This is a genomic window from Nocardia miyunensis NBRC 108239 (genome assembly GCF_001613065.1).
Classification (GTDB): Bacteria; Actinomycetota; Actinomycetes; order Mycobacteriales; family Mycobacteriaceae; genus Nocardia; species Nocardia miyunensis.
In genome coordinates this window covers 26,457-43,817 of sequence record NZ_BDBQ01000019.1, presented here as the reverse complement: position 1 = coordinate 43,817, position 17,361 = coordinate 26,457, and the positions used below count along the sequence as shown (strand labels likewise).

The following is a 17,361-nucleotide window of genomic DNA, read 5'->3' as shown; positions in this document are numbered from 1 at the left end:
CGCGTCGGCCGCCGCGCACGCCGCGCGCAGCCGATCCACCTCGTATTGGTCCTTGACCATGCGCAACTGTTCCACCAGACCGGGCACCGCGACCAGTTCCAGTCCGGTGCCCTGTTCGACGAAGCCGCGGTGCTGGTCGAACGTGACGACGTGACTCTCGAATCCGACGCGCCCGGTCTGCCACTCCCCGGCCAGCTCGACGATCCGGCGCGCGCTGGCCCGCGCGATCTCCGCGCGCAGGTCGGGCACCTGTTCGCCGACCTGGGTGATGTAGCGGCCGTCGGTGCAGATCACCGTGCGCGCCTCGGGCGTGTCCCAGGCGTATACGAGCAGGGCGGCATTGGATCCGGTGAATCCCGTCAGATATCGGATGTTAACCAGATCCGTCACCAGCAGGGCATCGACACCGTTCTCCACCAGCAGGTCCCGCAGCGCGGCCCGGCGGGCCTCGTGGTCGGGGCGCCGGGCACCGTGATCAGCAGACATGGCCTCAACGCTACCGCTGCCCGGCCCGAACATCCCCATACCGTATCCCCATACTGCTGCACAGAGCCGCCGGACCGGCCTCCCGCTCGGCACGCTGGGCGAATACCCTCCGTGGACGCATTTCGAATCACTCGTTATTCACATATTCGAAGTTATCCACATTTCCCGGTCGGGGCCCGCTGCGGCCCATCAGGCGCGGGCACGATGAAGTCATGTCCGTCATCACCGTCGCCGCGTTCCTCGCACTTACCGGCTGGTGCGTTCTGTTGAGCGTCATCGATCTGCGTGAGCGCCGCCTCCCCGACGCGCTCACCGGACCGGGTGCGGCAACCGTACTCGGTGTTGCGGCGGCCACCGGACGCGGCACCGCCGCAGCCTTGGGCGCACTGTTGCTCGCGGCGCCCTATCTGGTGATTCACCTGGTATTTCCGGCCGCCTTCGGAGCGGGCGACGTGAAATTGGCGCTCGGGCTCGGGGCTGCGGCGGCCTGCGGCGGCGCGCAGGTGTGGGTGTGGGCCGCGCTCACCGCACCCGTGCTCACCGCGCTGGCCGGGGTCGTCGTGAGAGTGCGCGGTCACCCGGCCCGCGCCGCGCCCGCGGACCGGTCTATCCCGCACGGACCGGCCATGTGCCTGTCGACACTCGCCGCCCTCGTGCTCGCGCGCTGACCCCGTCGTCGATCCGTGTCACGGGTCGTCGGCGGTCGGCGGGCACCATGCCCGCGTAGCTGCGATTTCGCCGTCGACGCGCGGGCCCGCCCACGGTCGCATCGGACCGCGATCGGGCGCCACATCGTCGACGTCGCCGGGCCAGATGTCCGGGTAGCGGTGTTGACGTGGAAAGATGGAGATGTGCTGCGCTGGATAACTGCCGGAGAATCCCATGGCCCCGCCCTCGTCGCGATCCTCGAGGGGATGGTGGCCGGTGTCGAGGTGACCTCTGCCGACATCTCGGGACAGCTGGCGCGCCGACGTCTCGGCTACGGCCGCGGCGCGCGGATGAAGTTCGAGGCCGACAAGATCACCGTCCTCGGCGGGGTGCGGCACGGGCGCACGATGGGCGGACCGGTGGCGATCGAGATCGCGAACTCGGAGTGGCCCAAGTGGACCGAGGTCATGGCCGCGGACCCGGTGGACGAGGCCGAATTGGCCGAGCTTGCCCGCAACGCGCCGCTGACCCGGCCGCGCCCCGGGCACGCCGACTTCTCGGGCATGCTCAAATACGGCTTCGACGACGCGCGCCCGGTGCTCGAGCGGGCCAGCGCCCGGGAGACCGCCGCCCGCGTCGCCGCGGGCACGGTCGCGCGGCAGTTCCTGCGCCAGGCGTTCGGCGTGGAGGTCATCTCGCACGTCGTGTCGATCGGCACCGCGACCGCGCCGGCCGGTGTGGTCCCCGCCGCCGCGGATCTGCCCGCCATCGATGAGAGCCCGGTGCGGGCGTTCGACAAGGACGCCGAGGCGGCGATGATCGAGGAGATCGAGGCCGCCAAGAAGGACGGCGACACGCTCGGCGGCGTGGTCGAGGTCGTGGTGGAGGGCCTGCCGGTCGGGCTGGGGTCGTTCACCAGCGGCGAGAACCGTCTCGACGCGCGCCTGGCGGCCGCGCTGATGGGTATTCAAGCGATCAAGGGCGTCGAGGTCGGCGACGGTTTCGAGACCGCGCGACGGCGGGGCAGCGCGGCACACGACGAGATGCGCCCGGGCCCGGACGGCGTACTGCGCTCGACCAACCGGGCCGGTGGCCTGGAGGGCGGCATGACCAACGGCGAACCGCTGCGCGTCCGGGCGGCGATGAAGCCGATCTCGACGGTGCCGCGGGCACTGTCGACGGTCGACATGACCACCGGCGAGGAGGCGGTGGCGATTCATCAGCGCTCGGACGTGTGCGCGGTACCGGCCGCCGGTGTGGTCGCCGAGGCGATGGTCGCGCTGGTCGTGGCCCAGGCCGCGCTGGAGAAGTTCGGCGGCGACTCGCTATCGGAGACCATCGGCAATATCGACGGCTATCTGAAACGAATCAACGCCCGTCCCCATGTGCCATCGGGCTCCGCGGTCTCATGACCCGCGAGACCGGCCCGCACCGGCCCTGCGTGGTGCTGGTCGGGCCGCCCGGCGCGGGTAAGTCCACGATCGGCCGCAAACTGGCCCGTGAGCTCGGGGCCGAACTGGTCGACACCGATGCGGTGATCGAGGCCGAGACCGGACGTTCCATACCGGAGATCTTCACCACCGACGGGGAACCCGAATTCCGCCGCATCGAAGAAGATGTGGTGCGCCGCGCCGTACAGGCCGGTGAGGGCATCGTCTCGCTCGGCGGCGGTGCGATCCTGTCCGCGACGACGCGCGAGTTGCTGCGCGAGCGGACCGTGGTCTATCTGGAAATCAGTGTCGCGGAAGGACTTCGGCGCACCGGGGCGACCACCCACCGGCCGCTGCTGGCCGGCGCCGACCCGTCGGCCAAATATCGCGAACTCATGCAGATGCGCCGCCCCCTCTACCGCGAGGTCGCCTCGGTCCGGGTGCGCACCGACGGCCGCAGTCCCGGCCGGGTGGTGCGCAACATCCTGACCAGACTCGGACTCGAACCCGTCGAACCGGTGGTGACACCGCCGCTTCCCGCCGACACCTCCGACGCCCCGCCCGCCCGCCGAAACCGGCGACGCCGTCGCGGCGGCCGCTCCCGCGGAGCGAACAAGGCTGCCGCACAAGCGGTCTCGACCACCACACCGCAAACCGCGGCCGAGGCCGCGGCCCGGCCATCCGATACCGCCGAGCCCAGCGCACCCCCATCGGACGCGGCGGCTCCCGACGGTGCGACGAGCACCCGCCGATCCCGCCGATCCCGGCGCGGTGGCCGCCGCCGTTCCAAGAGCCAACGCCCCGCCGCGACGTCGCCGGACTCATCGAGCGCCGCCGAATCGCAAGCCGGATCCGCTGCCGCACAAGAGGTTCCGGATCAGGCGTCGGCACCGCGACGGCGCAGCGCCGCGCGAGCGAATTCCGTTGCGGCACAGGCCCGGCCGAGTGCGTCCCGATCCGGAACGCGCACCACTCCCCCGCCGTCGGCCGAGCCGACCGCCGCATCGACCCGCGACAACGCCGTGCCGCAGCGCGCGACCGGCGCGCGACGTTCCCGTGCGGCCCGACGCCCGGCCGGACCACCCACGCCCAGACCCGCCCCCGACCCGGCCGCCGACACCGCACACCGTTCCGCAGTGCACGATTCGCGCGAGCGAACACCCGACACCGCGCCGAACGGTAGCGGCCCGCAACAGCATTCGGATGACGTGACGTCCCCCGGCCGATCCCGGTGGGCTCGCACACGCCGCGCACGCACCCAACGAGCACAACAAGAATCGGAGCAGACCGCATGACCGACCCGATCCGCATCGACGTCCGCACCGCAGCGCCGTATCCGGTGATCATCGGGCGCGGCCTGCTGGACGACCTCGTCGAACAGGTGACCGGACGTCCCGCCGTACGCACGGTCGCCGTCTTCCATCAGCCGCCGCTCACCGAGACCGCCGAGGTGGTCCGCAAGGCCTTGGCCGACAACGGAATCGACGCGCATCGCATCGAGATCCCGGACGCCGAGGCCGGGAAGGACCTGCCGGTGGCCGGTTTCTGCTGGGAGGTGCTTGGCCGCATCGGGCTCACCCGTCAGGACCTGGTCATCGGCCTCGGCGGCGGCGCGGCCACCGACCTGTCCGGGTTCGTGGCCGCCACCTGGATGCGCGGCGTGCAGGTCATCAACGTCCCCACCACACTGCTGGCCATGGTGGACGCGGCCGTCGGCGGTAAGACGGGCATCAATACCGAGGCCGGGAAGAATCTGGTCGGCTCGTTCCACGAGCCCGCGGCGGTCCTGGTGGACCTGGCCACCCTGGAGACGGTGCCGCCCAACGAGATCGTCGCCGGAATGGCCGAGATCATCAAGGCCGGATTCATCGCCGACCCGGTCATCCTGGATCTGATCGAACGTGATCCCAAGGCCGCGCTCGACCCGACCGGCGACGTGCTGCCGGAACTGGTGCGCCGCGCCATCCAGGTCAAGGCCGACGTGGTGGCGGCCGATCTGAAGGAGTCCAGCCTGCGGGAGATCCTGAACTACGGGCACACCCTGGGCCACGCCATCGAGCGTCGCGAGCGGTACCGCTGGCGGCACGGCGCGGCCGTGTCGGTGGGCCTGGTCTTCGCCGCGGAACTGGGCCGTCTGGCCGGTCGCCTGGACGACGCCACCGTCGAACGGCATCGCGCCATCCTGTCCAGTGTGGGCCTGCCGATCAGCTATGACGCCGACGCCCTGCCGCAATTGCTGGAGGGTATGCAGACGGACAAGAAGAATCGCGCGGGCATGCTGCGTTTCGTCGTCCTGGACGGCCTGGCCAAACCCGGCCGCCTCGAGGGCCCCGATCCCGCACTGCTGGCCGCCGCCTACGCCACCATCGCCCGCGAGGACGCGCCCGAGGGCGGCGCGATCCTGCTGTAGTCGCCCCGCATCGAAACGCGAAATGCCGTTCCGGACCGAATCCGGAACGGCATCGTCGCCTTCGAAGGGTCAGGCGGGGCTGGCGGCGTGATCCCCCGACGACGGCGCCGACGCCTTGGCCGCCTTGTTGTTCTCCCTGGTGACCAGGAAGCGCCCGAGCGCGACGCCGACCATGGCGGGGATGAAGATCATCAGCACGATGAACGCGGCGCCGGCGGTGAGCTCGAAGCCCAGGCCGTTGTCACCGAGGTCGAACGACGGGATGTAGTCCAGGACCCAGGCCACCACACCGGAACCCAGCCCGCCGACCACGCCCGCCTTCAGCCAGCGCATGGTCAGATCCGCGCCGCCGCGCTCGGGATCCGGATTCGCCTTGCGGTCACCACGACCGTCGAACAAGCCCCAGGCCACTCCGGCGACGATCAATACGATCAGACAGACCAGGCGCATCCAGGCGCCCTGGGTCGGCCAGTAGATCATCCCGAAGCCCAGCAGGGTTCGTAGGACAACCGTCAGCACGCCGAGACCTATGGCGCGCAACACCCACGCAATCATGTCATCCACCCTAACCCGCCGAATGATTCGGAAGAATAGTAACCGGTTACAGTTCTACAACCCGGACCGGCCGAACTAGCCGTCCAGCGCCGCGCTCATCGCCGCCCGGGGCGCGGCCGCACCGGTGAACTGCTCGACCTGACCGTAGGCCTGATGCAACAGCATCTGCAGTCCGCTGATCACCGTATGACCGGCCCGCACGACCGCCTCGGCGACCGGGGTCGGCCACGGGTCGTAGATGGCGTCCAGCACCACCGGCGCGGCGGCGATCGAATCCGCCACTGCCGCAACGCCGTTCGCGGGCACCGTGCTGACCACCGCGTCGGCACGGGCACATGCGGCACGCAGTCGATCGGCGTCGAAATCGATCACCGTCGCCGACATACCCAGCCGCCCGGCCAGTTCCAGCGCGCTCGCGGCCCGGCCCGCGTCGCGCGCCACGATCGTGATCCCGTGGGCCCCGAGCTCGGACAGCGCCAACAGCGCGGGCCGCGCGGTGCCACCGGCGCCGACCACCACCGCCTCGGCGACCTTCTCGACCCCGCCGCCGCGCAGCGCGCCGCGCACACCGTCCACATCGGTGCAGTCGGCCCGCCATCCGGATGCGGTGCGCACCAACGTATTCGCCGAACCGACCAGAACCGCCCGCTCGGTGCGCTCGGCGGCGAACTCGAGCGCGGCGACCTTGCCCGGCATCGTCACCGACAGCCCCACCCATTCGGGTCCCAGTCCGGAGACCAGACCGGGCAGTTGCTCGGCGGTGCACTCGATGCGCTCGTAGGTCCAGTCCAGCCCGAGCGCGCGATATGCGGCCAGATGCAGTTGCGGTGAGCGCGAATGCGCGATCGGACTGCCCAGCACGGCCGCCCGGCGACTCGTGCGCACCGCTGCGGCGCCGTTAGTGTCCACTGTCGAGAATTCCGCTCTGCCTTGCCTTTTCGATATTGCGCTGATGTTCGCTGTAACTGTCGGTGAACAGCGTGGCGCCCTGTTTGTCCACGGTGACGAAATACAGCCACGGTCCCGGCGTCGGATTCTCCATGGCGCGCAGCGCGCCCAGGGAGGGCGAGGCGATCGGCGTCGCGGGCAGCCCGGACATGGCGTAGGTGTTCCACGGAGTCCGCTTGGCCCGGTCGGCGTCGCTGGTGGCGACCGCGAGCTTATCCAGGGTGTAGTTCACCGTCGAATCGAACTGCAGGGGTTGGTCGACCGCGAGCCGGTTCACGATCACCCGCGCCACCTTGGGCATATCGGCGGGCAGGGCCTCACGCTCCACCAGCGAGGCCGCGGTCAGGGTCTGATACGGGCTCAGTTTGTTGGCGTTGGAGTTCAGCAGGCCGGTCGACTCGTAACTCTGCGCGCTCTGCCCGACCAACTGGGCCAGGATCTGCTGCGGAGTCCCACTCGGATCGAAATCCCAGGTCCCCGCCTCGATCAGGCCCTCGAGCTGTCGGGTGCGGTCGGGCACCTGACGCACCGAGTCAGCCGCCCACTGCGGCACGCCGAGCGCGCTCAGGTCGGTCCCGGCCCCGGCCGCGTCGAGCTGCTCGTAGGTGACGCACTTCTTCGCGCTACCGGTGCCGATGCAGCTGGCGTCGGCGATCTTGCGGTAGATCCCGTCGCTGCGGGAACCGGTGTTCGCGTCGGTCGAATCGTGCAGCCGCCGCCCTTCGGAGATGACCACATTGCCGACCCGCGCGTCCTTGCTCATCAGCGCGGTCACCGCATCGGCGCCCTTGCTGTGCGTCGGCACGGCGTAGTAGCCCGGCTGCAGCGAGTTCATCCCCGAATCACGCACGGCCGCTTGGTAGAACGCGCCGGTGCTCTTGACCACGCCCTTGTCGAGCATCGTCTTGGCGATCTGCTCGGCGGTGTCGCCGGCCGCGACATGCACCACCGTCAGCGGACCCGCCTCACCCGTGTAGTCGTCGGGACCGAACCCGCCGACCAACTTGTATCCGGCGTAGACCACCGCGACGGCGAACAGCACCACGAAGACGCTGCCGACGTAGATCAAATTGCGGCGGCGGCGCTTGCGCTCGGCCGCCTTGCGGGAGGCGACCCTGGACCGCCGTCCCCGCCCGGACCGCGCGCGCGGCGCGTCGTCCCGAGAGCCCTGCCGGCGTGAGCGCTGCGTTCCCGAGCCGGATCCGCGTGCGCCCTGTTTCCGGGCCGTTTGTTTGCCGCCGGTCTGCTTGCGCTTCGTCCGGGCGCCGCCGGACCGCGAGCGCGTGGTCTCCTCCTCGGAGCCTCGCCCGCGCTGCCTCGAACGCTGCGGCGCACGGCGCAGCGCGAGTTCGGGGTCGGTCACCGGCTCCTGGTCGTAGTACTCCTCGGCGTATTCGGCTTCGGCATACTCGTCCGGATCGACGTACCGGTGCCCGCCGGTGTAGGCGTGATCGCCGTACTCGTACTCGCCGCTGGGGTACCCGCCCTCGTACTCGTCGCGGTACGCCGGGATGACCGTGGTGTCGTCCTCGCGTTCATCCCACTCGTCCGGGGCCGCGTGGCGGGGACGACGACCGCGCTTGGGCTCGGCGCCGCGCGCCGCACCCAGCTCGGAGCCGCGCACGGCCCGGTTCTGGGCACTGTGTGCGGCACGGTCGTCCGCCTCGGCCCAATTGTCCGAGCGACGGTACCGCCGCTCCTCGGTGCTGCGCCGAAGACGTTCTTCGGCACGGAGCCAGCGGTCATTCATTCGCCCACCCCGCCGCCTGCGTCACCGGCCGACCTTAGCACCGCACTCCGTTCGTCCAACCACCCTTGCAGGATCGATACGGCCGCCGCCTGGTCGATCATCTGCCGCTGCCCACGTGCGCGAACTCCACTGTCTCGCAGTGCACGTGCAGCTGCCACCGTAGTCAAACGTTCGTCCGAAAGTCTTATCGGCACATCAGGCAGCACCGATTGCAAACTCTTAGCAAACCTTGTCGCGAGGGTCGCCGAAGCGCCGTTCTCACCGCGCAGAGTGCGCGGGAGGCCGACGATCACCTCGACGGCCTCATATTCCCGCACAATCTCGGCAATACGGGTCAGATCGGTTCCGGGAGCGCCTTTCGCCCCGCCGCGCCCCTTACCCGAGCCCCCCTTGCCCTTTCCGGCGCGCGGCACGGTCTCCACCGGAGTGGCCAGAATTCCGTCCGGATCGCAGGAGGCGACGCCGATCCGGACCGTGCCCACATCGATGCCGATCCGCCTGCCGCGACCGGGATCGGTCGCGGCATCCGGCCGATCGGAAACCGGACCGGACGCCGGTGAAGACCCCTCCGAAGTTTCGTCCCCCGGGGAGCTGTGCATCAGGCGGCGAGCTCGGCCACCCGCGCGCGCACGGCGGTCAGACCGGCCGGGATCCCCGACGGGTCCGATCCGGCGCCCTGCGCCATCTCCGGCTTGCCGCCGCCGCGACCGGCGATGCTCGGGCCGAAGCTGGCGACCAGATCACCGGCCTTGAAGCCCAGCTCCTGCGCGGGCTTGTTCACCGCGACCACGAACGGCACCTTGCCGCCGTCGCTGCCCAGCAGAACCACCACGGCCGGTTCGCTGCCGAAACGACCGCGGATGTCCCCGGCCAGGGTGCGCAGATCGCCCGCGCCGACGCCCTCCGGCGCGGCGGCGGCCACCAGCAGCACCCGGCCGACCCGCTCGGCGTCCTGGACGAACTTCCCGGCCTGCGACAGCACGGCCTGCACCTTGGTCCGCTCGAGCTCCCGCTCGGCGACTTTGAGCCGCTCCACCAGCTGCTCCACCCGCGCGGGCACCTCGTCGCTGGGCACCTTCAACGAGGAGGCGACACCGGCCAGCAGTGCGCGTTCCTTGGCCAGGTAGCGGTACGAGTCCAGGCCGACGAACGCCTCCACGCGTCGCACACCCGAACCGACCGAGGACTCGCCGAGCACCGTGATCGGGCCGATCTGCGAGGAGTGTTCGACGTGCGTACCACCGCACAGCTCCATTGAGAACGGGCCGCCGATCTCCACGACGCGCACCTCGTCGCCGTAGTTCTCGCCGAACAACGCCATCGCGCCCATCGCCTTGGCCTTGGGCAGATCGGTGATGAAGGTGTTCACCGAGAAGTTCGCGCCCACAGCGTCATTGGAGACCGCCTCGATATCGGCCTTCTGCGATTCGGACAGCTGGCCCTGCCAGTTGAAGTCGAAACGCAGGTATCCGGGCTTGTTCATCGAACCGGCCTGCACCGCGTTCGGGCCGAGTACCTGCCGCAGCGCGGCGTGCACCATGTGCGTGCCCGAGTGCCCCTGGGTCGCGCCACGCCGCCACGCCGGATCCACCTGCGCCAGAACCGCATCGCCCTCGGTGATCTGGCCGTGCTCGACCGTGGTCTTGTGCACCCACAGCTGCTTGGCGATCTTCTGCACGTCGTTGACGCGGACCTTCAGCCCCGACGCGGTCAGCGAACCCCGGTCGGCGATCTGACCACCGGACTCGGCGTACAGCGGGCTGCGATCCAGGATCACCTCGACGTCCTGTCCCGCGGTGGCGACCGGAACCCGCACGCCGTCGGAGATCAGTGCGAGAACCTTGCTCTCCGAGGTGAGTTCGTCGAATCCGGTGAACTCCGTCGGGCCGCGATCGACCAGCTCCTTGTAGATGGTCAGATCGGCGTGCGCGTGCTTGCGGGACTGGGCGTCCTCCTTGGCGCGCTGACGCTGCTCGGCCATCAGCGAGCGGAAGCCCGGCTCGTCGACCTCGAGTCCGGCCTCGGCGGCCATCTCCAGGGTCAGATCGATCGGGAAGCCGTAGGTGTCGTGCAGGGTGAACGCGTCCGTACCGGCGATCCGCGACCCACCGGCCGAGCGCACCTCGGCGACGGTGTCGTCGAACAGTTTCGAACCGGTGGCCAGCGTCTTGAGGAAGGCGGTCTCCTCGCCGACCGCGACGGTCTCGATGCGCTTGAAATCGGTGGCCAGTTCGGGATACGAGGGGGCCATCGCCTCGCTCACGACCGCCATGAACTCGCTCATCACCGGCTTGTCCGCACCCAGCAGCCGGGCCGAGCGCACGATGCGGCGCAGCAGGCGGCGCAGTACGTAACCCCGGCCGTCGTTGCCGGGGTTCACGCCGTCGGCGATCAGCATGGCCGCGGTGCGGGCATGATCGGCGATGACGCGGAAACGCACGTCGTCGGCGTGTTCGACACCGTAGGAGCGGCCGGTCAGCTCCTCGGCCCGGGTGATGATCGGACGCAGCAGATCGGTCTCGTAGACGTTGTCCACGCCCTGCAGCAGGAACGCGACGCGCTCGACGCCCATACCGGTGTCGATGTTCTTCTTCGGCAGCGGGCCCAGGATCTCGAAATCGTCCTTGCCGCGCCCCTCACCGCGCTCGTTCTGCATGAACACGAGGTTCCAGATCTCGAGGTAGCGATCCTCGTCGGCCTCGGGGCCACCCTCGCGCCCGAATTCCGGGCCGCGGTCGTAGTAGATCTCCGAACACGGGCCGCATGGTCCGGGAATGCCCATGGACCAATAGTTGTCCGCCATGCCGCGGCGCTGGATCCGCTCCGGCGGCACGCCGACCGACAGCCAGATCTGCTCGGCCTCGTCGTCGTCCAGATAGACGGTGGCCCACAGCTTTTCGGGATCGAAGCCGTAGCCGCCGTCCTCCACCGACCCGGTCAGCAGCGACCAGGCCAGCTCGATCGCGCCGCGCTTGAAATAGTCGCCGAAGCTGAAGTTGCCGGCCATCTGGAAGAAGGTGTTGTGCCGGGTCGTGATGCCGACGTTCTCGATGTCCAGGGTTCGCACGCACTTCTGCACGCTCGTCGCGGTCGCGAATGCCGGGGTTTGCTGACCGAGGAAATACGGCACGAACTGGACCATGCCTGCGTTGACGAACAGCAGGTTGGGGTCGGCCAGGATCAGGGAGGCACTGGGCACCTCGGTGTGGCCGGCACGGACGAAATGGTCCAGGAAGCGCCGTCGAATCTCGTGGGTCTGCACGAATATCAAGCCTACCGGCACTAGTCCAGCGATATTGCAGCGGAGTGGGTGACCTCAGCGACCCCGGACGATGCGGCGGAGTTTGGTGACGCGGGGGCCGACTTCGCGTTCGTAACCGTGGTCGGTGGGGGTGTAGTAGTCGGTGCCGACGAGTTCGTCGGGCGGGTATTGCTGGAGAAGTACGCCGTCGGGGTGATCGTGCGGGTACTTGTAGCCCTGGGCGTTGCCGAGTTTCGCGGCACCGGCGTAGTGGCCGTCGCGCAGGTGCGGGGGTACCGCACCGGCTTTGCCCTGGCCGATATCCGACATGGCCGCGCCGATCGCGGCGGCCACCGCACCGGATTTCGGCGCGGTCGCGACGTGAATGGTGGCGTGCGCGAGGGCGAGCTGGGCCTCGGGCATGCCGACCAGCTGCACCACCTGCGCGGCGGCGACCGCGGTCTGCAGTGCGGTCGGATCGGCCATCCCGACGTCCTCACTGGCCTGGATCATCAGACGGCGGGCGATGAAGCGCGGATCCTCGCCGGCGCTGATCATCCGGGCCAGGTAGTGCAGTGCCGCGTCGACATCCGAGCCGCGCAGGGATTTGATGTAGGCGCTGATCACGTCGTAATGCTGATCTCCGGCGCGGTCGTAGCGCACGGCCGCCCGATCGACGCTCGCCTCCACCAGATCCACCCCGACGCTGCCGTCCAGCGAGGACTCCGCCGACGCCTCCAGCGCGGTCAGCGCGCGACGCGCGTCTCCCCCGGCGATGCGCACGATGTGGTCCAGCGCCTCCTCGCTGATCGTGTACTCGCCGCCCAGTCCGCGCGGATCGGCCGCGGCCCGGTTCAGCACCAGGCGGATGTCGTTCTCGGACAACGACTTCAGCTGCAACACCAGCGACCGGGACAGCAGCGGCGACACCACCGAGAACGACGGGTTCTCCGTCGTCGCGCCCACCAGCAGCACGACCCGGTTCTCCACCGCCGCCAGCAGCGCGTCCTGCTGGGTCTTGGAGAACCGGTGCACCTCATCAATGAACAGCACGGTCTGCTCACCGGACAGCAATCGGCGGCGGGCCATATCGATGACCGCACGCACCTCCCTGACTCCCGCCGACAACGCCGACAACGCCTCGAACCGGCGACCCGTGGCCTGGGAGATCAGCGAGGCCAGCGTCGTCTTGCCGGTTCCCGGCGGGCCGTAGAGCAGCACCGACGCCGCGCCCGACCCCTCGATCAGCCGCCGCAGCGGCGAACCCGCACCCAGCAGATGCTGCTGCCCCACCACCTCGTCCAGACTCGCCGGACGCATCCGCACCGCCAGCGGAGCCAACCGCCCCGCGGCCTGCCCCATGGAGAATTCCTCGGTACCAGCGGACGATGCCGACGTACCGGGAGCCTCGAACAGTCCGTCCGTCATTTACCGCACACCTCCCGCGTCCCCGTCGTGTACTGCGCGATTCGCGCAGAGCAGACCATGTTCCGCCACCCGACCGTCTTCGCCGCCCGGCCGCGTGCCCACCACGTACCTACTCACGACTCCGCCGCACAGCTCGGCAGCGCCGGATACGGACGATCGGTTCGCATATGCACCAATCAACCGTACCGACCTGCGCCGACATCCTCGGGCACCGCCTCACTCGGCCGGCGGGCGCGAATCGGCGCGATCGGACAGCAGGAGGCGAGCTGCCTCGGCGTCGATACCGCCCTGCAACTCGGCCTCGGACATGTCCTGCAGTCCCGCCGCCCCGCGCAGGAACGGCCCGAAGAGTTGCCAGCCCAGCTGCAATGCCGCGACGTGGGCCACCGCCAGCGATGCATTTTGTTCCGACTCGTGGAACGGCCGCGCCCGCTCGATCAGCCGGGAGATCACCGGGAAATCGCGTTGCATCCGAGCGACGGGATAGCCGTCCAGGATGCTGCGGGCCAGCACGGTCAGATGCAGACGCAGTGCCGCATCGAGCGGCGCTCGATCCACCAGGCCCGAACGGTCCAGTGCCGCACCGGATTCCGCGGCCAGATGGTCCAGCACCCGGGCCACCAGCTGATCCTTCGCGCCGAAGTGCCGGAACACCAGACCGTGATTGACCCCGGCCCGCTCGGCGATATCGCGGATCGAGGTCGCGGCCGGGCCGCGCTCGGCGAACAGCTCGGCGGCATGGGTCAGCACCGCCTCGACGACCGCATCCCGGCCGACCGGGGTGTCACCCGTTCCGGACGACCCTGTTGCGCGACGTGTAGTCATGCGACTACATTAGCGCACACAGTGGTGTAGTCGATCGACTACATGGACCACACGAAGGAGCCGACATGACCGAAGCACCCACCATCGCCGAACCCGAACCCGCGGTGCGACCGTTCCCCCTGCCGGGATATCCCCTGCTGGCCGGGCCGTTCACGCACCTGACCGCCGAACATCGGCGTCTCGCCGCGCTGCGCTGGCAACATTTCGACGCCGAACTAGTCGGCACCACGCTCGGCGGCGAGATCAGCGGTATCGACCTGCGCGAACCGCTGGCGGACGAGGTCGTCGCAGAACTTCGCCAGGCGCTGCACGACTACAAGGTGCTGTTCTTCCGCGACCAGCCGATCACCCCGGCCCAGCACGTCGCGTTCGCCCGGCGATTCGGCGAGTTGGAGGTGCATCCGGCCCTCGGCTCCAATTCCGGCCAGCCCGAACTGGTCCGCTTCGAGAAGGGCGCGGAGGTCGCCGGATTCGAGAACAGCTGGCACCACGACGTGACCTGGCGGCCGCTGCCATCGATGGGCGCGATCCTGCACGCGATCTCGGTGCCCGAGGTCGGCGGCGACACCCTGTTCTCCGACATGTACGCCGCGTACGCGGCCCTGGACGAGGACACCCGCGCACTCGCCGACGAACTCACCGCCGTCCACGACTTCACCCGCGCCTTCGGCCGCGCGGCCGCACCCGGGGACCGCGAGCGCATGCGGGCCGAGCACCCCAGCGTCGAACATCCCGTGGTGTGCACCCATGCGGCGACCGGCCGCCGCCATCTCTACGTCAACCGGATCTTCGTCGACCACATCGCCGGTAGGACGCCCGAGGCGAGCCGCGATCTACTGGACCGGCTGTGCCGCCAGGCCGACTACCCCGAACACCAGGTCCGCCTGCACTGGGAGCCGCACACCGTCGCGTTCTGGGACAACCGTGCCGTGCAGCACTACGCCGCCAGCGACTACTGGCCGCAGATCCGGATCATGGAACGCGCATCCATCGTCGGGCCGCGCCCGACCCGCTGAATCCCGCGGGGAACTCCTACTCTTCCCAGAGTTCCTCGAGGGTCGCCGAGACGTGCTCGGCGAAATCGCCCAGGATGTCGTCACCGGTGCACCGGGCATCCTCGGCGAGAGCGGCCCAGCGGTTGATCAGCGCCGCCGAGCGCGGAATCGACAGACCGTGCTCGCGGGCGGCGGCGATGCGGGCGTGATCGGCGGGCAGGAACCAGTACGTGGTCAGCCACACCCAGATCAGGCGCGCCTCCAGGATCCGCTCGGCGAGTACGGCGTCGTCGGCCAGGGCGGGCCACACGCCCACCACCTCCGAGCGCCACGCCTCGACCAGCTGACGGGCGCGTTCACGGGAGAGTTCGACATCGCACAGGCAACCGGGGAAGGAGACCAGCGCGTAGGCGATGTCCAGCGTGGCGTCGCGGAATCCGCCCCATTCGTAGTCCAGGAACCGGGCGCCCTCGGCGTTGAGGATGACATTGTCCGGACACAGGTCCGAGGGGCTGAAGGCGCGGTAGCGGCCCGCGGAGAACAGCCGGTTGCCCGCGACGATGCGTTCGGCGATCTCGCCGGGCACGTCGATGTTCAGCTCGCGGCGCAACATGCCGGGCACCTCGCCGATCGCGGCCTCGGCCTGCTGAGCGATACCGTCCACCCGGTGCACCACGTCGACGCGGCGCAACAGCGCCACGAAATCGGGCTCGCGGCCGACCGTGGCCGCATGCATCCGGCCCATCGCCTGGGCGAAGGCCATCAGCGCATTGCGACTGGCCGGTTCGGCGCCCGAACGCAGCACCGAGGTGAGCGCGGCGTTCTCGCCCAGGTCGCTCAGGATCAGCAATCGCTCGGGTATGTCGTGGGCCAGCAGATACGCGCCGGGCCGATGACGGCTGCTCAGGGCGGTGGTGAACTGGTAGGACACCGCCTCGCGCAGGAATGCCGCATCGATACTCGCGACGCCGGGCACGAGACCACCGACGCGACGGTCCTGTGCCGCACCGCGGAGTTGTTTGACAATGAGCGTGCGCGGAAGCGAGAACGCGTTTTCCGCGACACGCACACGTAGTACCGTCGTCCTGCCGCTTCCGCCGAGCTCTATCGGATCGCTGAGCTTTACCGGAGCACCCATCCGCTTTGTGAGCAAATGTTGTGCCGCGGACACGACTTCGGTGGCGCGTTCGGCCAATAGTGCGGTCATCGCGCTCCAAGTTACTCGCTTCAGGTCACTTTCAGCGAGCGGTTCCACAACCTTTCGCGCGTCGCCCGGCGTGTCTCGGTGAAGCGCGGGCGGTTCTCGCGAGAGGCTGAACGTTCGCACGGCGCGCTTCTCGTCCGGGATCATCCTGTCCCAGCATGTATTACGACATTCCGGACAGGCATATCCTGAAGGCTGCTTGACACGATCCGGGCGGTTCCGGTTGTGTCGAAAGCCAACTGCTGTGCGCCACACTGAAACCCAGGTGATTCGAAAGGTCCCCACGATGACCGAGACTCCGCACCCCGCGCCCGGCACATCCGGGGACAACCCCCGTGAGCAGTTCACGCCGCAACCCGGGTATCCCCAGGACGCCGGATCACGATCGCAAGGGCCCGCACGCCCCGGCCCCGCCGCCCCGCCTCCGGTGACCGGCGGGCCCCCGCCGCCACCCCCGGTCTTCGGCGCGACACCCGCATCCGCCCAGCAGCCCGCGCAGGGTTACGGCCAGTCGCAGCCCGGACACGGCCAGCCCACCGCGGCGCCCGAGCCCGGCTACACCCCCGGCTACGATCCGAACACCGGCCAGGGCTACCCTCCCGGCGCGACGCCCCCTTCGGGGTGGGCATCGGGACCGGGCACCGCTCCCGGCACACCGCAGGGCGGGATGCCGGGCCGGGCGCCCTATGGATTTCCCGCGCCCGCACCGGTCGGCCTGACCATCGGCCGCGCCCTCGGGTACGGCTGGGAACGCTTGCGCGCCAACCCGATTCCCTGGATCGCCATCACCCTCGTCGGCTTCGTCGCCTATCTGGCCGCGATGGTGGTCGTACGGGCCGCCGGTATAGATTCGTTCATACCGATCATGCTGATATTCCTCATCGTCGCGGTCGTGGTCTGGCTGCTGCAGGCCGTGATGATCCGGGGCGCACTCTACGAAACCGACGGCACCCCACCGGATTTCCAGGCGTTCTTCGGATTCGTCAACGCCGGTAACGTCCTGCTGTGCGCGCTGGCCGTCTTCGCGAGCTGTGTGCTGGCGATGATCGTGATCTCCACGGTGTTCGCCGCCCTGTCCGCGGCGCTCGCGACCGTCCTGAGCGTGCTCGCGGCGATCGCGATCGGCTTCCTGTGCATGTTCGCCCTGCACTTCGTGATCGATCGGGACCAGAATCCGATCGCCGCGATCCGATCCAGTGTCCGGCTGGTGCTCTCGGACCTCACGAAGACGCTGCTGCTGGCATTCGCGGTGCTGTTCATGACCTTCGCCGCCCTGGTGGTCTGCGTGATCGGCATGGTCATCGCCGGCACCGCCGGCCTGATCATCTGCGCGCTGAGTCTGTTGCTGGTCGGCCCGGTCTCGGTGATGGCGCTGACCTACTCGTACCGCGCGCTGACCGACGGCCTGACCTTGGGCTGATCGCGCGGGGCCGCAAAGCCC

The 17,361-nt window shown here is 69.4% G+C and carries 14 protein-coding genes and 1 pseudogene; 6 read left to right on the top strand and 9 right to left on the bottom strand.

All coding sequences use genetic code 11. The features are described 5' to 3' along the window. The coding region (locus tag NM2_RS09350) for an aminopeptidase P family N-terminal domain-containing protein (RefSeq protein WP_174575619.1) at positions 1 to 486 on the bottom strand (486 nt) is incomplete at its 3' end. Between the two features lie 212 nt (positions 487 to 698). Between NM2_RS09350 and NM2_RS09345 the strand changes: the two genes are divergently transcribed. The 4 genes and pseudogenes from NM2_RS09345 (at position 699) to aroB (ending at position 4,974) form a co-directional block, all read left to right on the top strand. Then, complete coding sequence (locus tag NM2_RS09345) at positions 699 to 1,154, top strand: prepilin peptidase (protein ID WP_084530635.1); 456 nt, start codon at positions 699 to 701, stop codon at positions 1,152 to 1,154. 183 nt (positions 1,155 to 1,337) lie between these two features. Further along, on the top strand, positions 1,338 to 2,546 hold the full coding sequence (gene aroC, locus NM2_RS09340; RefSeq protein ID WP_067666673.1) for a chorismate synthase: 1,209 nt from the start codon (positions 1,338 to 1,340) through the stop codon (positions 2,544 to 2,546). Continuing rightward, a pseudogene (locus NM2_RS51455) lies at positions 2,543 to 3,061 on the top strand (shikimate kinase); the annotation flags it as partial. The gene aroC and the pseudogene NM2_RS51455, both read left to right, overlap by 4 nt. Before the next feature lie 794 nt (positions 3,062 to 3,855). Beyond that, positions 3,856 to 4,974, top strand: a complete 1,119-nt coding sequence (aroB, locus tag NM2_RS09330; protein WP_067666671.1) for a 3-dehydroquinate synthase — start codon at positions 3,856 to 3,858, stop codon at positions 4,972 to 4,974. Positions 4,975 to 5,043: 69 nt separating this feature from the next. Here aroB and NM2_RS09325 read toward each other — a convergent pair whose 3' ends face one another. The 7 genes from NM2_RS09325 to NM2_RS09295 all read right to left on the bottom strand — a co-directional run bounded on the left by NM2_RS09325 (position 5,044) and on the right by NM2_RS09295 (position 13,721). Next, positions 5,044 to 5,529, bottom strand: coding sequence for a B-4DMT family transporter (locus NM2_RS09325; protein WP_067666669.1), 486 nt, complete (start codon positions 5,527 to 5,529; stop codon positions 5,044 to 5,046). Between the two features lie 75 nt (positions 5,530 to 5,604). Further along, complete coding sequence (locus NM2_RS09320; protein WP_245717926.1) at positions 5,605 to 6,438, bottom strand: shikimate dehydrogenase; 834 nt, start codon at positions 6,436 to 6,438, stop codon at positions 5,605 to 5,607. Beyond that, on the bottom strand, positions 6,428 to 8,227 hold the full coding sequence (locus NM2_RS09315) for an endolytic transglycosylase MltG (RefSeq protein WP_067666667.1): 1,800 nt from the start codon (positions 8,225 to 8,227) through the stop codon (positions 6,428 to 6,430). The genes NM2_RS09320 and NM2_RS09315 overlap by 11 nt, the downstream gene beginning before the upstream one ends. Then, a complete protein-coding gene (ruvX, locus tag NM2_RS09310) occupies positions 8,224 to 8,826 on the bottom strand; it encodes a Holliday junction resolvase RuvX (protein ID WP_067666665.1) in 603 nt (200 codons plus the stop codon). The genes NM2_RS09315 and ruvX overlap by 4 nt, the downstream gene beginning before the upstream one ends. Next, positions 8,826 to 11,489: an alanine--tRNA ligase gene (alaS, locus tag NM2_RS09305; protein WP_067666686.1), complete on the bottom strand. Its 2,664-nt coding sequence runs from the start codon at positions 11,487 to 11,489 to the stop codon at positions 8,826 to 8,828. Before alaS ends, ruvX begins: the two co-directional genes overlap by 1 nt. Positions 11,490 to 11,543: 54 nt before the next feature. Further along, complete coding sequence (locus NM2_RS09300) at positions 11,544 to 12,896, bottom strand: replication-associated recombination protein A (RefSeq protein WP_067666660.1); 1,353 nt, start codon at positions 12,894 to 12,896, stop codon at positions 11,544 to 11,546. 216 nt (positions 12,897 to 13,112) lie between these two features. After that, complete coding sequence (locus NM2_RS09295; RefSeq protein WP_067666658.1) at positions 13,113 to 13,721, bottom strand: TetR/AcrR family transcriptional regulator; 609 nt, start codon at positions 13,719 to 13,721, stop codon at positions 13,113 to 13,115. Between the two features lie 65 nt (positions 13,722 to 13,786). On the opposite strand from NM2_RS09295, the gene NM2_RS09290 reads away from it, so the two are divergent. Continuing rightward, positions 13,787 to 14,737 (top strand): TauD/TfdA dioxygenase family protein, encoded by a 951-nt coding sequence (locus tag NM2_RS09290; RefSeq protein ID WP_067666656.1) that lies wholly within the window; start codon positions 13,787 to 13,789, stop codon positions 14,735 to 14,737. Between the two features lie 16 nt (positions 14,738 to 14,753). Here the strand turns inward: NM2_RS09290 and NM2_RS09285 are convergent, their stop codons facing one another. Continuing rightward, a complete protein-coding gene (locus NM2_RS09285) occupies positions 14,754 to 15,923 on the bottom strand; it encodes a phosphotransferase family protein (RefSeq protein ID WP_067666655.1) in 1,170 nt (389 codons plus the stop codon). A 283-nt stretch (positions 15,924 to 16,206) separates the two neighbouring features. Between NM2_RS09285 and NM2_RS09280 the strand changes: the two genes are divergently transcribed. Beyond that, positions 16,207 to 17,340 (top strand): DUF2189 domain-containing protein, encoded by a 1,134-nt coding sequence (locus NM2_RS09280; protein ID WP_245717925.1) that lies wholly within the window; start codon positions 16,207 to 16,209, stop codon positions 17,338 to 17,340. The last annotated feature ends 21 nt before the right edge of the window (positions 17,341 to 17,361 follow it).